General features: G+C 61.6%; 16 protein-coding genes and 1 tRNA gene. 12 read left to right on the top strand and 5 right to left on the bottom strand.

Translation table 11 applies throughout. The annotated features are described in order from the left end of the window. Positions 1-22 precede the first annotated feature (22 nt). Positions 23-1321: a histidinol dehydrogenase gene (hisD, locus tag A3GO_RS0112245; protein ID WP_029133632.1), complete on the top strand. Its 1299-nt coding sequence runs from the start codon at positions 23-25 to the stop codon at positions 1319-1321. Between the two features lie 86 nt (positions 1322-1407). On the opposite strand, the gene A3GO_RS0112240 is transcribed toward hisD, so the two are convergent. Further along, the gene (locus A3GO_RS0112240) at positions 1408-2553 is read right to left on the bottom strand and encodes a Do family serine endopeptidase (RefSeq protein ID WP_029133631.1); all 1146 of its coding nucleotides are present in this window, start codon (positions 2551-2553) and stop codon (positions 1408-1410) included. Positions 2554-2635: 82 nt separating this feature from the next. On the opposite strand from A3GO_RS0112240, the gene A3GO_RS0112235 reads away from it, so the two are divergent. From A3GO_RS0112235 to A3GO_RS0112210, 6 genes are all read left to right on the top strand, one after another. Continuing rightward, on the top strand, positions 2636-3382 hold the full coding sequence (locus A3GO_RS0112235) for a Nif3-like dinuclear metal center hexameric protein (RefSeq protein WP_029133630.1): 747 nt from the start codon (positions 2636-2638) through the stop codon (positions 3380-3382). Positions 3383-3579: 197 nt separating this feature from the next. Then, a complete protein-coding gene (gene petA, locus A3GO_RS0112230) occupies positions 3580-4164 on the top strand; it encodes a ubiquinol-cytochrome c reductase iron-sulfur subunit (RefSeq protein WP_029133629.1) in 585 nt (194 codons plus the stop codon). Further along, on the top strand, positions 4164-5381 hold the full coding sequence (locus tag A3GO_RS0112225) for a cytochrome b (protein ID WP_029133628.1): 1218 nt from the start codon (positions 4164-4166) through the stop codon (positions 5379-5381). The genes petA and A3GO_RS0112225 overlap by 1 nt, the downstream gene beginning before the upstream one ends. Beyond that, the gene (locus tag A3GO_RS0112220) at positions 5378-6115 is read left to right on the top strand and encodes a cytochrome c1 (RefSeq protein ID WP_029133627.1); all 738 of its coding nucleotides are present in this window, start codon (positions 5378-5380) and stop codon (positions 6113-6115) included. Before A3GO_RS0112225 ends, A3GO_RS0112220 begins: the two co-directional genes overlap by 4 nt. 150 nt (positions 6116-6265) lie before the next feature. Then, positions 6266-6889 carry a stringent starvation protein SspA gene (gene sspA / locus A3GO_RS0112215; RefSeq protein WP_029133626.1) on the top strand — a complete coding sequence of 208 codons (624 nt, stop codon included), beginning with the start codon at positions 6266-6268 and terminating at the stop codon, positions 6887-6889. A gap of 18 nt (positions 6890-6907) precedes the next feature. Continuing rightward, a complete protein-coding gene (locus A3GO_RS0112210) occupies positions 6908-7297 on the top strand; it encodes a ClpXP protease specificity-enhancing factor (RefSeq protein ID WP_029133625.1) in 390 nt (129 codons plus the stop codon). Between the two features lie 22 nt (positions 7298-7319). On the opposite strand, the gene A3GO_RS23730 is transcribed toward A3GO_RS0112210, so the two are convergent. Beyond that, positions 7320-7664, bottom strand: coding sequence for a DUF3301 domain-containing protein (locus tag A3GO_RS23730; RefSeq protein ID WP_051302235.1), 345 nt, complete (start codon positions 7662-7664; stop codon positions 7320-7322). 215 nt (positions 7665-7879) lie between these two features. On the opposite strand from A3GO_RS23730, the gene A3GO_RS0112200 reads away from it, so the two are divergent. Together A3GO_RS0112200 and A3GO_RS0112195 are read left to right on the top strand one after the other, a co-directional pair. Continuing rightward, positions 7880-8401, top strand: coding sequence for an O-acetyl-ADP-ribose deacetylase (locus tag A3GO_RS0112200; RefSeq protein WP_029133624.1), 522 nt, complete (start codon positions 7880-7882; stop codon positions 8399-8401). A 39-nt stretch (positions 8402-8440) separates the two neighbouring features. Beyond that, positions 8441-8668: a hypothetical protein gene (locus A3GO_RS0112195; protein ID WP_029133623.1), complete on the top strand. Its 228-nt coding sequence runs from the start codon at positions 8441-8443 to the stop codon at positions 8666-8668. 263 nt (positions 8669-8931) lie between these two features. Here A3GO_RS0112195 and A3GO_RS0112190 read toward each other — a convergent pair whose 3' ends face one another. The 3 genes from A3GO_RS0112190 to trmB are packed head-to-tail and all read right to left on the bottom strand — an operon-like array spanning position 8932 to position 11032. Then, a complete protein-coding gene (locus tag A3GO_RS0112190; protein WP_029133622.1) occupies positions 8932-9729 on the bottom strand; it encodes an ABC transporter permease in 798 nt (265 codons plus the stop codon). Beyond that, complete coding sequence (locus A3GO_RS0112185) at positions 9729-10328, bottom strand: ABC transporter ATP-binding protein (RefSeq protein ID WP_029133621.1); 600 nt, start codon at positions 10326-10328, stop codon at positions 9729-9731. The genes A3GO_RS0112190 and A3GO_RS0112185 overlap by 1 nt, the downstream gene beginning before the upstream one ends. Positions 10329-10333: 5 nt before the next feature. After that, positions 10334-11032, bottom strand: a complete 699-nt coding sequence (gene trmB, locus A3GO_RS0112180; protein WP_029133620.1) for a tRNA (guanosine(46)-N7)-methyltransferase TrmB — start codon at positions 11030-11032, stop codon at positions 10334-10336. A 161-nt stretch (positions 11033-11193) separates the two neighbouring features. Between trmB and A3GO_RS0112175 the strand changes: the two genes are divergently transcribed. From A3GO_RS0112175 to A3GO_RS0112165, 3 genes are all read left to right on the top strand, one after another. After that, positions 11194-13029, top strand: coding sequence for an AMP-dependent synthetase/ligase (locus tag A3GO_RS0112175; protein WP_029133619.1), 1836 nt, complete (start codon positions 11194-11196; stop codon positions 13027-13029). A 69-nt stretch (positions 13030-13098) separates the two neighbouring features. Further along, a tRNA-Gly gene (locus A3GO_RS0112170) sits at positions 13099-13172 on the top strand. 238 nt (positions 13173-13410) lie between these two features. Further along, positions 13411-15264 (top strand): tyrosine-type recombinase/integrase, encoded by a 1854-nt coding sequence (locus tag A3GO_RS0112165; protein WP_023085019.1) that lies wholly within the window; start codon positions 13411-13413, stop codon positions 15262-15264. The last annotated feature ends 8 nt before the right edge of the window (positions 15265-15272 follow it).

Raw genomic sequence — 15272 nt, 5'->3', positions numbered from 1 at the left:
TTTTTTGAGTTTAGGATTGATCATGTCTGAAATACGTCAGCTCTCCACCACCGATAGCGATTTTCAGCAGCAGTTGGACCGGTTGCTGGCCTGGGAATCGGTCTCTGACGGTGCGGTCAATAGTACCGTCAATGAAATCATCGCCAATATCCGCCAGCGCGGGGATGAGGCGCTGCTGGAATACACCAACAGGTTCGATGGCTGGAACGCCGCCGGCGCCGCCGACCTGGAAGTGCCGCTGGCACGGCTGGAACAGGCCTGGAACACCATTCCGGAGGCGCAGCAGACGGCGCTCAAACATGCCGCCGAGCGGGTGCGGATTTATCATGAAAAACAGAAAGGGGAGTCCTGGAGCTACCGGGAGGCCGACGGCACCCTGCTCGGCCAGAAGGTGACGCCGCTGGAGCGGGTGGGGCTCTATGTGCCCGGCGGCAAGGCAGCCTATCCCTCGTCGGTGCTGATGAACGCCTTGCCGGCCAAGGTGGCGGGAGTCAGCGAGCTGATCATGGTGGTGCCGACACCGGGCGGTGAACTGAATGAACTGGTCCTGGCGGCAGCCCACATCTGTGGTGTTGACCGGGTGTTCGCCATCGGCGGCGCCCAGGCGGTGGCCGCGCTGGCCTACGGAACAGGCCTGGTGCCGCCAGTGGACAAGGTGGTGGGGCCGGGCAATATCTACGTGGCCACCGCCAAGCGGGCGGTGTTCGGGCAGGTCGGTATCGACATGGTGGCCGGGCCCTCGGAGATCCTCGTGGTATGTGACGGCCAGACCGATCCCGACTGGGTGGCGATGGACCTGTTCTCCCAGGCGGAGCACGACGAGGATGCCCAGTCGATCCTGATCTCACCGGACGCGGATTTCGTGGCCCGGGTCAAACAGAGCATCGACCGGTTGCTGCCGACCATGGAGCGTGAGCCGATCATCGCCACCGCCCTGAAAGAGCGCGGGGCACTGATAGTCTGTCGCGATATGGACGAGGCATGCCGGGTCTCCAACCACATCGCGCCGGAGCATCTGGAGCTGTCAGTGGCTGATCCGTTGACCCTGGTGGAGCAGATCCAGCACGCCGGGGCCATCTTCATGGGGCGTTACACGTCCGAGCCGCTGGGTGATTACTGTGCCGGCCCGAACCATGTTCTGCCCACATCGCGGACCGCGCGTTTCTCATCACCCTTGGGCGTGTATGATTTCCAGAAGCGCTCCAGTCTGATCATGGTGTCGGATGCCGGCGCGGATACCCTCGGCCGGACCGCTTCCATACTGGCCCGCGGCGAAGGACTGACGGCCCACGCGCGCTCCGCTGAGTACCGATTGAAATAGCGAGAAGATCGATTCCTCGTTTCCACGCTCTGCGTGGGAACGCATAAGGGCTATCTCATCGCCCCACGTGGCGAATCGGCGCCGGCCTACTGCTGTCGCGGATCCATCAGTGGACGTTCGCTCACCTCGACCTGTAGGTCGAACGGTTCCTGATTGCGCCAACCTTTAATTCGTACCTTGTCTCCCGGCGGGACGGCGGCAATCAGGTTGAGAATGTCGTGAGCGTTGGTCAACGGCTGGTTGTTGATGGTTGAGATCACGTCCCCCGGCGCCAGACCGGCCTTGTCGGCCGGCCCACCCTCCAGCACCCCCGAGATCAGCACGCCGCTGCCCGCTTTCAAGTTGAACGACTCGGCCAGTTCCGGGGTGATGTCCTGGCCGGCGATACCGAGCCAGCCACGCACCACGCGACCCTGTTTCAGAATCTGCTCCATCACGCCTTTGGCCAATGCCACGGGAATGGCAAAACCGATGCCCTGGGAGCCGCCGCTCTTTGAGAAGATAGCCGTGTTGATGCCCACCAACTGGCCGTGGGCGTTAATCAGTGCGCCGCCGGAGTTGCCGGGATTGATGGCGGCGTCGGTCTGGATAAAGTTCTCGAAGGTGTTGATGCCGAGCTGATTGCGCCCGGTGGCGCTGACAATGCCCATGGTGACGGTCTGGCCGACGCCGAACGGGTTGCCGATCGCCAGTACCACATCACCCACCTGCAGTCCCTGGGAGTCTCCTACCGTGATGGTGGGAAGATCATCCGCGTCGGTCTTCAGGACCGCCAGGTCGGTGTCCGGGTCCACCCCGGCGACCCGAGCGTCAAGGGTGCGGCCGCTGGAGAGCACGACACGGATCTGGTCGGCATCTTCAATGACATGATTGTTGGTGAGGATGTAACCGTTACCACTGATAATGACGCCGGAACCGAGGCTGGTCTGCAGCTTTTTTCTCGGGGGGGACTGGAAGCGATCTCCAAAAAAGCGCTGGAAAAACGGGTCGTCAAACAGGGAGCTGCCGCGCTGCAGCGTTACCTTTGCGGTAAAGATGTTGACCACCGCCGGGGCTGCCGACTGTACCGCGCCGGCGTAGGAGACCGGACCCTGGGTGAGTGCCATGGGGGGTAACGGGGCTGGCGTGAGCAGGTCTGCCGGTGGCGGTGTGGTGAACAGGGTGACGGCAAGGTAGGCGGCCGCCATGCCGGCGACGGCGGAACTGACGATATAGGTGAAGGCTCTTTTCATTGTCGAGTCAGGTTACACTGCAGCAGTTGAAAATGGATAACCTATTATGTCCCAACACAAAGGGTGAGGGCGAGGCTGATCAATGATTGATATTTTTGAACTAGAACGGTACTGCAACGGACTGCTCGATGCCGGTGGATTTGAAGATTACTGTCCCAACGGCCTGCAGCTGGATGCCGGGCGACGGGAGATCCGGCGCCTGGTGACAGGGGTTACCGCCAGTCAGGCGGTGATCGCGGCGGCGGAGCAGGCCGGGGCGGATCTGCTGCTGGTTCATCACGGCTATTTCTGGCGCGGGGAGCCTGCCCCGCTTACCGGCGTGAAGGGGCGGCGCGTGCGTCATCTGATCCGGGCGGAAATAGGCCTGATGGCCTATCACCTGCCGCTGGATGCCCATCCGGAGCTGGGGAACAATCGTACCCTGGGCGATCTGTTGGGGATCAGGCAGGGCCGCGCCCTGGCGCAGGGCCTGGTCTGGCAGGGGGAGTTGGAGGATGAGTTACCGGCCGCTTTGGCCCGTCGGATGACCCGATTGCTCGGGCGGGCACCACTGCTGATTGCGGCCGGCGACCGGCCGATCCGGCGTATCGGCTGGTGTACCGGAGCGGCCCAGGGGGCGATCGTGGAGGCCGCCGCTGCCGGGCTCGATGCCTTTGTCAGCGGTGAGATTTCGGAGTCCACGACTCACTTGGCCCGGGAGTTGGGGATTCACTATTTTGCCGCGGGTCATCACGCCACCGAGCGTTTCGGAGTACAGGCGTTGGGCCAGCACCTGGCGGAAAAATTTGCCTTGGATCATCTGTTTATTGATGATGACAACCCGGTCTGATCGGGCATTCCAAGGCCCTGACGCCGCGCCAATCGCCATCCCTCGCGACAGTCCAATCTTGACCTCGGCCGGCGCATGTAAGAGAATGCGCCGTCTATTTTGGGGTAAATATCAGCATATACTGATTTTCCTGCGCCAATTCTGCTAAGATTCGGCCGGGAATTTCAGCGTCCGGCTACTCCGGGAGTCTTATACTAATGAGTGTGGATCTAAAAAAGCGGCGGTTTCTTACCGCTGCAACCAGTGTGGTCGGTGCTGTGGGCGCCGGCTTTGTCGCAGTACCTTTTCTGAAGTCTTGGAATCCAAGTGAAAAGGCGAAGGCCGCAGGTGCGCCGGTTGAGGCCGACGTCAGCAAGCTGGAGCCTGGCCAGATGATGCGCGTCAAGTGGCGTGGCAAACCGGTCTGGGTGGTCAATCGCACAGAAAAGAATCTCAAGGATATGGAAGGGCTGGTCGATGTCCTGCTTGATCCTGATTCAGAGCAGCCGCAGCAACCGGAGTACTGCCAGAATCCCTACCGTTCGCGTAAACCGAAGTATCTGGTGGCCGTGGGTATCTGTACCCATCTGGGTTGTTCTCCCACTTACCGCCCCGATGTGGCGCCGCATGATCTGGGCGCGGACTGGGTGGGTGGTTTCTTCTGCCCCTGTCACGGTTCAAGATTTGATCTGGCCGGCCGCGTCTACAGCGGTGTGCCCGCCCCCCTGAACCTGGAAATACCCCCTTACTACTTCCTGACCGATACCCAGATACTGGTGGGTGAAGATGGAGGAGCTGCCTGATGAGCTTAATGACCTGGATTGATGAGCGCTTCCCGGCCACCAAGGTGTGGAATGAGCACCTGGCGGAATATTACGCGCCAAAAAATTTCAACTTCTGGTATTTCTTCGGCTCCCTGGCCATGCTGGTGCTGGTCAATCAGATCCTCACCGGTATCTGGCTGGCCATGAGCTACAAGCCGGATGCCATGCTGGCCTTTGGCTCGGTCGAGTACATCATGCGTGACGTGGAGTGGGGCTGGCTGATCCGCTATCTGCACTCTACCGGGGCCTCGGCCTTCTTCATCGTGATCTATCTGCACATGTTCCGGGGTCTGATCTACGGCTCCTACCGGGCGCCGCGCGAGCTGCTCTGGATCATTGGTGTGGTGCTCTATGTGCTGATGATGGCCACTGCCTTCATGGGCTATCTGCTGCCCTGGGGCCAGATGTCTTACTGGGGTGCGCAGGTGATTATCAACCTGTTCTCCGCCGTGCCGGTGATCGGCCCCGACCTGGGTGTCTGGATTCGTGGTGACTATGTCATCTCCGATGCCACCCTGAACCGCTTCTTTGCGCTGCACTTCCTGCTGCCGTTCCTGCTGGCCGCGGTGGTGTTTATCCATATCGTGGCGCTGCACAAGGTCGGTTCCAACAACCCGGACGGTATCGAGATCAAGAAGAACAAGGACGCGAACGGCATCCCGAAAGACGGCATCCCGTTCCATCCCTACTACTCGGTGAAGGATACGGTTGGTGTGGCCGGGTTCCTGTTCCTGTTCGCGGCAGCGGTTTTCTTCGCGCCGGAGATGGGCGGGTATTTCCTGGAGCCGCCCAACTTTGATCCGGCCGACCCGTTGAAGACGCCGCTGCATATCGCGCCGGTCTGGTACTTCACCCCGTTCTACGCCATCCTGCGGGCAGTGCCCTCCATGGCCGGTTCGGCCTTCCCTGGCGTATTGGCCATGGGGGCGGCTATCGTGGTGATGTTCTTCCTGCCCTGGTTGGACCGCAGCCCGGTCAAGTCGGTCCGCTACAAGGGGCCGATCGTGAAGGGCGCCATCGCCATCTTCGTGGTGGTGTTCATCCTGCTGGGCTGGTTGGGTACCCAACCGGTAACACCCTTTCTGACCTTGCTGGCGCAGATCTGTACTGTGCTCTACTTCGCCTTTTTCCTGTTGATGCCGATCTACAGCAAAATGGATAAGACCAAGCCTGTTCCTGAGAGGGTGACCCAATGAAAAAGCTGATTGTTGCATTTTTATTAGCTACGGCACCCCTGCTCGGTCTGGCGGCCGGCGGTGGTGTACACCTGGATGACGCGGATATCGATGTCTCTGATCAGGCATCCCTGCAGCGCGGCGCCAAGTTCTTCGTCAACTACTGCCTGAGCTGTCACTCGGCCAAGTTCCAGCGTTACAACCGGATGGCGCGTGACCTGGGCCTGACCGAGGACGAGGTGAAAGAGAACCTGATGTTCACCACGGACAAGATCGGTGACACCATGACCATCGCCATGAGTGATGCCAACGCGGAAGCCTGGTTCGGCGTGGTGCCGCCCGATCTGAGCCTGATTGCCCGGGCCCGGGGTGTCGACTATATCTACACCTACCTGCGCAGCTTCTACGTGGATGAGGCGCGTCCTTTCGGCGTCAATAACGTGGTGTTCAAGGATGTGGGCATGCCGCACGTGATGTGGGAACTGCAGGGCATGCAGAAGGCCGTGTTCGAAGAAGTGGATGGCCAGCAGGTGGTCAAGGAGCTGGTGCCGGTCGAGGGTGCCGCCGGCAAGGGTAAGCTGAGTCCGGAAGAGTTCGACGGCGCGATGCGCGATCTGACCGCCTTCCTCAGCTATGTGGCCGAGCCGGTCCAGCTGGAGCGTAAACGCCTGGGTACCTGGGTACTGCTGTTCCTGGCGGTGTTCTTCGTGCTCTCTTATCTGTTGAAGAAAGAGTACTGGAAAGACGTCCACTGATCGTCTGCGTATCCGGTAACACGGGGGCGTACAGTTTATTGTATACTGTACGCCCCCGTTGCATTTGGGCAGCGGATTTTTTATTGCTGGGAGCCTGTCGGTCAAGTCCGACAGGCTCCCCGTTCCTGATACTATCCTGGAGTGGTTTGTATGGCCGTTGTTGCGAACAAGAGATCTGTGATGACCATGTATTCGGATCCGAGCAGCCCCTACAGTCATCGCGTGCGTCTGGTGTTGGCTGAGAAGAGTATTACCGTTGAGATCACGGATGTTGATCCGCTGAACATATCCGAAGACATCATGGACCTGAATCCCTACGGCACTCTCCCTACGCTGGTGGATCGGGATCTGACCCTGTTCGAGTCGCGCATCATCATGGAGTATCTGGACGAACGCTTTCCGCACCCGCCGTTGCTGCCGGTGGATCCGGTCTCTCGCGCCAGTTCACGCCTCTACATGCACCGCGTGAGCAAGGACTGGTACACTCAGATGGAAGAGATCCTGGCCGGTGGCAAGGGGGCGACCAAGGCGCGCAAGGAGCTGCGTGAGAGCCTGGTCGCTGCCGCGCCCATCTTTACCCACAAGCCCTTCTTCATGAGTGACGATTTCTCCCTGGTGGATTGCTCCATAGCGCCGCTGCTATGGCGTCTGCCGATGCTCGGTATCGAGCTGCCCGCCCAGGGCAAGCCGGTACTGGATTATGCCGCCCGGCTGTTTGAACGCGAGTCGTTCCAGGAGAGTCTATCCGAGGTCGAGCGGGAGATGCGGGACTGATTACCGCCTGTCGCCATGCTGACTTCCAACCGCCCCTATCTGATCCGTGCGCTCTATGAGTGGCTGGTGGATAACGATCTCACCCCCCACTTGCTGGTGGACGCGCAAAAAAAGGATGTGATCGTGCCCCGGCAGTTTGTCGAGGAGGGGCGGATCGTGCTCAACGTGACCCCGACCGCGGTACGCGATCTGGCGCTTGGCAATGACTACATCACCTTCAACGCCCGGTTTGGCGGCACACCGATGGACGTGGTGGTGCCACCGGATGCGGTGCTGGGCATCTACGCCCGTGAGAACGGTCGCGGCATGCTGTTCCCGGAAGAGACGCCGTCCGATGAGAACGACACCCCGCCGGACGATGACCCCAAGCCGCCGCGTGACCGGCCAACCCTGAAGGTGGTCAAGTAAGGGCTCGCCGAGCCCCGATGCTTCAATGATCGGGCGGTTTGTGTCGAAATGGCACCACCCTGTCAGCTTCGCTGGGCAGGCCCAGACTGAACTCCTCCAGTTGGACGCCGACCAGTATCACGTGACCGTCACGACGTCCGACCCCCTCCTCGCTATAATCGAACTGAAACAGTCGTCGGATGCGGATACCCCGTTGCGTCCAGCGCAGCCCGATGCGCCGCAATGCCACTGTTTGGTCGAGAAACTGCAAATTGCGCTGCTCGCAGGCAGCCTGGCAGATGCCGGTGGCGATCTCGCGGGCGCGGGCACTGTCCAGCCAGAACCAGATCAGCAGGCCAAGCAGCAGTAGTGGGACAAGGGTGGTCATAACGGCTATGGTACAGAATAAACAGCTCGATGAAGAGTTAATGGTGTTCCGTTTCTCTCTCGCAAAGCCGCAAAGCGTACCCCGTGGTTTTTCTTCGCACGCTTGGTAGTTCCGCGAGAAACCGATCCCACCCGGAAAGCGGATAGGCGGTGTTCGACCACTCACTTGCCAAATGATTTGACTCGACCCACCGGAGTACGCAGAGAACGAATGAGATGAGCCGCATCAGCATCATACAGGAAGACATTACCCGGCTGGCAGTGGACGCCATTGTCAACGCGGCCAATCCCAGCCTGCTGGGTGGTGGTGGCGTTGATGGTGCCATTCACCGGGCGGCGGGGCCGGAACTGCTGGATTACTGCAGAAAACTGGGCGGTTGTCCGACCGGGGAGGCGCGCGTCACGCCAGGATTCGATCTGCCCGCCACCTGGATCATCCACACGGTCGGTCCGGTCTGGCGCGGTGGTGATGCGGGTGAGCCGGAACTGCTGCGGGCCTGTTACCGCAACAGCCTGGCCCTGGCCAGGGAGAAGGGGTTGCAGCGTGTGGCCTTTCCCGCCATCAGCACCGGTGTGTATGGCTATCCCAAACAGCAGGCGGCAGTGATTGCGCTGGAGGAGATGGGCGTTGCCGAAGGGTTTGATGAACTGATTGCCTGCTGCTACAGCGAAGCGGATGCGGTACTCTATCGCTCGCTGATGGTGCCGGGTAAAGAGCGCCCTATGGGCCGGAAATAGGGCATCCCGTGGGCGCCGATTGGGAGGATGTAACTGAACATGGCCTGGCTGGATGAGTTTTCCCTGACCCTGATAATTATCGCCTGCCTGCTGCTTGGCCTGGCGCCCTTCACCCCTGAACCCCATGTCTGGGAGAAGCTGAAGATGCTGTTCAGTGGCACGCTGGTCAAGCCGCTGGATATGTTTGACCTGCTGCTGCACGGTGCACCTTTCGTGGTGTTGCTGCTGAAGCTGCTGCGAATGCGTCAGGCCGCCCGGCCGCGATAGTGACACAGGGCGCAGAAATCCACTCAACTCAGGGGCTCGGTATCTTGTCAGGGATTCGGCCCGGGGCGGGCCTCCCGCAGGTCGTGCCACCGCCGGTGAGAATCGCATCTTGTAGGAGCGGCGCCCCGCCGCGATTTTGACCGGGCCTGGCCGATTAGGATTGCAGGATGCGCTGAATGGCCGACCCATCCTGCGCTTTCACGGCTGAAGCCGCTTACCTTGGTAGCGCCAAGCGGCATGCCACTCGCCCGGGCCATTTCTGCCTAACCACCGCTCAGCCGGTCAAGACGCAGTCGCTGGCGCTGGTCGAACAGCCGCCGGGAGCCGATCCATACCGCCACGATGGCACCCAGCCCGGTACCGACGGCGATCAGCAACAGGATCATAATCTGATATTTGGCCGCCTCCAGCGGGGGGCTGCCGGAGAGAATCTGGCCGGTCATCATGCCGGGCAGGCTGACCACGCCGGCGGCGGCCATGGCGTTGATAATGGGTATCAGGCCGGAGCGCAGGGCGTCCCGCCGGATCTCGCGGATCGCCTGGTCCCAGTTCTCGCCCAGCATCAATTGTGCCTCGATCACGCCACGCTGTTGCCACGCCTCACGGGTCAGGTTGTCCAGCGCAATGGCCATGCCCGACATGGTGTTGCCCAGCAGCATGCCGAGTAGCGGGATCAGGTACTGCGGGGTGTACCAGGGATCAACCCGGACCACCAGATGCACCGCCAGCAGGGTAATGCTGAAGGAGGAGATGAACATCGAGAGGGTGCCGATGCCGATGCCCCAGGGACCACGAAAGCGGCGCTTCTGCCGGGCCATCACCTCGTAGCCGGCGACCATCAGCATGAACAGGGCCAGCGCCAGGATCGGCAGGGGGGCGCGCTGGCTGAACAGCGTATTCAGCACCAGGCCGAGCAGCAGCAGTTGCAGGATGCTGCGCAGCGCGGCGATCAGCAGTTGTCGCTCGACCCCCAGGCGGAGCCGCCAGGAGAGTGCCGCCAGTGCCAGCACCAGCAAGGCCGGAATTGACAGGTCGGAGGGAGTGAGGTGGATCAGCTCCATCAGGCGGCTTCCGCTTCTATTCGCCGGTCGCGGATGATCAGGTGGCGCTGGCCGACCCGGCGACGCTGCCGGGGATCGTGGCTTACCCAGAGTACGGCCGCACCCCGTTGTTCCGCATAGTGCTGCACCAGCCGTTCCACCCGGGCGCCGTTTTCAGGGTCCAGATTGGCGGTCGGTTCGTCCAGCAGCAGCACCGCCGGTTGGCGGTCCAGTAACCGGGCCAGGGCGAGGCGCTGGCGTTCCCCGCTGGAGAGGCGCGCGATCTGCCACTCCAGACAGGCCTCGTCCAAACCCAGTTCGGAAAGCAGCCGGGTGCCGGAACCGGTGAAGTGTTCCGCCACCCGGTCATGCCACCAGTGGCTCTCCGCCGGCAGCAGGCCGACATGTCGCCGCCACTCCGGTGGTGCCGTCTCATCAACCGCCCGCCGGTCAAACAGCGCAGTTCCACTGTGTGGATCCAGATCGGCAATGGCCCGCAGCAACCGGGTCTTGCCGCTACCGGAAGGGCCGGTCAGGGTGACGCACTCACCCGCATCAATGGTGAGATCAACAGGCTCCAGACCGGCTCCCTGAAACTGTCTCAGTATCAGGCGGCCCACGCGCGCTACACCCCGCGCCGAATAAAGATCAGGTCCCAGACGCCGTGGCCCAGTCGATGGCCACGCTGTTCGAATTTGGTCAGCGGGCGGTAATCTGGCCGGGGGGTATATTGACCCGCACCGGCGCTGTTCTCAAACAGCGTGTCGGCAGCGGAGAGCACCGCCATCATCTGCAGGGCATAATCCTCCCAGTCAGTGGCGGCATGGAAAAAGCCGCCCGGCCGGATCACCCGGCCCAGTTCGGTGACGAAGTCCGGGTTGAGGATGCGCCGTTTGTGATGCCGCTTCTTGTGCCAGGGGTCGGGGAAGAACAGAAACAGCCCCTGCAGTGAGTTCGTCGTAATACAGTGCTTGAGCACCTCGATGGCGTCATGACGCAGGATGCGGATATTCTCCAGGCCCAGGGTCTCGATCCGGATCAGCAGATGCCCCGCACCCGGACCATGCACCTCGATGCCGAGATAGTTATGCTCCGGGTGTTCCTGTGCCATGCTGGCCAGGGACTCCCCGTTGCCGAAACCGATCTCCAGAAAGACCGGGTTGTCATTGCCGAACAGCGCGGAAAAATCGATCGGCTGGCCGTCGTAGTCGATGCCAAAACGCGGCCAGAGGCTGTCGAAGGCCCGTTGCTGGCCGACGGTGAGGCGGCCCTGCCGCAACACAAAGCTGCGGATCGGGCGATGCGGTTTTTCCTGTTCAGACATGCGGTTCGGGTCAGTAATCAAAGGGTCAGGGCGCGCAGGGCTTGGTCAGCCACCGCCATAAAGGTATAAAGACATTTTCAGCGGGATTCTACACGAAACCGGCACGGCCCGTGATCGGATATACCCGGCAAAATAATAACAGGGACCAGCGAGGTGAGGCTTTGAACCAGTGGAGTGAGGATCTGATATCGGTTGAACTGGCGAGAACCCTGGACGGCCTTTTTCAGCAGCGCGTCAGGCGTAGCCCGGAACGGACCGCCTACCGCCACTACGATCGTCAAAGTCGAGAGTGGCGGGACTATAGCTGGCGTGAGATGGGCGATATGGTCGCACGCTGGCAGGCAGTGCTGGCCGGAGAAAATCTGCGTCGCGGTGATCGGGTAGCCCTCACCCTGCGTAATTCCCCCGAGTGGGTGGCGTTTGATCAGGCAAGCCTGGGGATGGGGCTGGTGGTGGTGCCGCTCTATACCGACGACCGGCCGGATAACATCGCCTACATTCTGCAGGACGCCGCGGTGAAGTTGTTGCTGGTTCAGGATGGCGGCCGCTGGAAGCGGCTGGCCGAGGCGATCCCGGCCGAGGGTGCGTTGCAGCGTGTCCTGATTCAGGATGCCACTGACGCGGATACCGCCCTGATGTCGGCTGATGCGCGTGTCAGACGGGTTGATGATCTGCTGCCGGCGGCGGTGCCGAAGATCCCGCCACGCAACGGTGATCCCCATGCCCTCGCCTCAATCGTCTATACCTCGGGTACCACCGGACGGCCAAAAGGGGTGATGCTGAGTCATCACAACATGCTCTCCATCGCCCACGCCTCGATCACCGTCATCGACTGCTACCAGGAGGACCGGTTTCTCTCCTTTCTGCCGCTCTCCCACACCCTGGAGCGGACCGCCGGTTACTACCTGCCGATCATGACCGGCTCGACCGTGGCCTACTCCCGCTCTATCGGACAGCTCGCGGAGGATCTGACGCTGCTGCGTCCCACGGTGTTGATTGCGGTGCCGCGCATTTTTGAACGGGTATACGGGCGCATAACCGACCAGATGCGGCAGCGGCCGTTACTGCCGAGGCTGCTGTTCCGTGCTGCCGTGCGGGTCGGCTGGAGTCGTTTTGAACGTGCACAACAGCGAGCGGGCCTGCGGCCCTCCATGCTGTTATGGCCCCTGTTGGACCGCCTGGTCGCTTCCAAAGTGACGGCAAGACTGGGTGGGCGTCTGCGCATCGCAGTCAGTGGTGGGGCACCGCTCTCGGCGGAGATCGCCCAACTGTTCATTGGCCTGGGTATACCCATTCTGCAGGGCTATGGCCTGACCGAAACCAGTCCGGTGGTGAGCGTCAATCCCCTGGAAGACAATGACCCCGCCAGTGTCGGAGTGCCTTTGCGCGGTGTCGAGGTGCGCACCGGTGATGACGACGAGTTGCTGGTGCGTGGACCCGGTGTGATGCTCGGCTACTGGAACAACCATGCGGCTACCGCCAAGATGATCGATTCCGACGGCTGGCTGCATACGGGAGATCAGGCGCGCATCGAAAACAACCACATCTACATCACTGGCCGTATCAAGGATATCCTGGTGCTCTCCAATGGCGAGAAAGTGCCGCCGGGCGACATGGAGCTGGCCATTGCGCTTGATCCCCTGGTGTCGCAGGTGATGGTGCTGGGCGAAGGACGGCCCTATCTGAGTGCGCTGGTGGTGCTGGAGGCGGATCACTGGCCGGCGCTGGCACAGGATTGCGGCCTTGATCCGCTGGCGCGTGACAGTCTGCGGCACCCCCGCGTGGTCGCTGCCGTTATGCAACGTATCAAGGCGATGCTGAGACAGTTTCCGGGTTATGCCAAGGTACGCCGGGTGACCCTGCAGCTGGAGCCCTGGACGGTGGAAAATGGACTGCTGACGCCAACGCTCAAGGTAAAGCGTGCCCAGGTACTGAAGCGAAATCACCAGGCCATCAATGCCATGTACCAGGAGGGGCCGACCCAGGGTAAGCGATGAAGAGGGGGGTCGGCCATGTTGCGGTGCTTGCGCCCGACCCCCGGCAGCGCATAGAATCTGCTGCGCGATGCGGGTGTAGTTCAATGGTAGAACGGCAGCTTCCCAAGCTGCATACGAGGGTTCGATTCCCTTCACCCGCTCCACCGCATCATTCTGTGGACTTCCGCAGAAGTCCAAGAGAGTCCGCAAGTCGTTGCTGCACAAGGACTTTTCCTCTCTTTGATGTTCTGCCGTAGTCCACTGCGATCCGCCTACAGCCGGGACTTTTAAGTCCACAAACAAGTCCATTTTTGCGGGCGCGGCTGATTCCGGATTGTTGATGGAGGGGCGAGGTCGACGTGACCAGCATCTGGTTCCTGACTCATGTTCAGGAGCAAGAGCATGGCACTCTCAGACCTGGCCGTTCGACAGGCCAAGGCAACAGGCAAGGCATACACCCTCCCTGACTTGGATGGCCTCTCCCTGGCCGTCACCGCTGCAGGGGGCAGGACTTGGCACTTCCGCTACTACTGGGCGGGCAAGCAGAAGCGGATGTCGCTCGGCACCTACCCGGAGGTGACGCTTCGCGAGGCCCGCAGCCTGCGCGACGAAGCGCGCGCCCTGCTGGCCAAAGGCACCAATCCTCGCGTTCACCGCAAGCAGAAGCGCACCGCTGTCCGGCTCGCCGACGAAAACACCTTCGAGGCGGTGTATCGCAAGTGGCTCAAGCATCGCGGGCTCAGCCTCAAGGAAGGCCGGCAGACGACCCTCTCGATACTTCCGCGCATCTTCGACAAAGATGTGCTGCCCGCCCTGGGCAAGCGGTCGATCTATGAGATCAAGCGTCCCGACCTCTTGGAGGTGATCGCCAAGATCGAGAAGCGCAGGGCGCTCTCCGTCGCCGAGAAAGTCAGGACGTGGTTCAACCAACTGTTCCGCTACGCGCTGGTGATCGTGCCGGGCCTGGAGCAGAACCCCGCCTCCGATCTCGATGTGGTGGCGCTGCCGCTGCCACCCGTCAACCACAACCCGTTCCTGCGCATGGCCGAGCTGCCGAAGCTGTTGCAGCGGCTGCGCAGCTATCGCGGCAGGCGGCAGACCCAGCTCGGGCTGCGGCTATTGCTGCTGACCGGCGTGCGAACCGGCGAGCTGCGACAGGCGATGCCGGATCAATTCGATCTGGACCGTGGGTTGTGGATCATCCCGCCCGACGTCGTGAAGCAACTCCAGTTGGATATGCGCAAGAAGCGGCAGCAGGCGAAGGACATCCCGCCCTACATCGTGCCGCTGTCGATTCAGGCCATGGAGATCGTCCGGCACCTGCTCGATGAGTTCAAGCCGGCCCAGCGCCACCTGTTCCGGCACGACAGCGACTTGAAGAAGCGCATCAGCGAGAACACCCTCAATGGTGCCCTCAAGCGCATGGGCTATCAGGAACGCCTGACCGGACACGGCATCCGCGGCACGATGTCCACTGCGCTCAACGAGATCGGCTACCCGAAAGTCTGGGTGGATGCACAGCTCTCGCACGTCGATCCCAACAAGGTCAGCGCGACCTACAACCATGCCGAGTACGTGGAGCAGCGTCGCCGCATGATGCAGGACTGGGCCGATCGGCTCGACCTCTTCGAGCAGAACCAGGTCGAGGCGGCCAGCATGCCCCTCACCGTGCATCTGGAAGGCGTGCCCGCATTCCCGAGTGAGCAAACCGCAAACGCCCCCTCTACGCCGGTTGCTGCTTCGCCAATCCTGCTCGTGACAAAGCCGGGTGACGCCATGCCGTTGGTTTCTGCCGCCGCACATCGGCTGCCGGCGGTTCCGCCCCCTCGATCGGCCGCGCCGCTGGTGCCTTCGGACATTCAGCGCGAGCGGATGGAGCTGTTCGATGTCTTCGAAGCGCCGCACAACCTTCCCGTCGCTGCGTTTGCCAAGATGGCAGGCAAATCCCGCAGGTGGATCAGCTACGAGATCAAGGCGGGCAACTTGCTGGCTTTGAACGTAGGCAACCGCGGCCAGCGCGTGCCGGACTGGCACCTCGACCCGCTCAAGCACGAGCTGATCCAGTCCGTCCTGAAGCTGACCAGGGATGCGGACCCTTGGCAGATCTACCATGCACTGCTGCAACCGCGCTCGATGCTGCGGGGGCGTTCGGCACTGGAGGGCGTGACTGCCAGCAATCTCGACAAGCTCGCCATGGCAGTGAGCACGGCCGTGAAGGAAAGCGAATGGACCCCGCCGCGAGTCGGGGTCGCCTAGCAGGGGAA

This window comes from Sedimenticola selenatireducens DSM 17993, from assembly GCF_000428045.1.
Classification (GTDB): domain Bacteria; phylum Pseudomonadota; class Gammaproteobacteria; order Chromatiales; family Chromatiaceae; genus Sedimenticola; species Sedimenticola selenatireducens.
The sequence above is the reverse complement of the archived record's forward strand: the minus strand, read 5'-3'. Positions and strand labels throughout refer to the sequence as shown.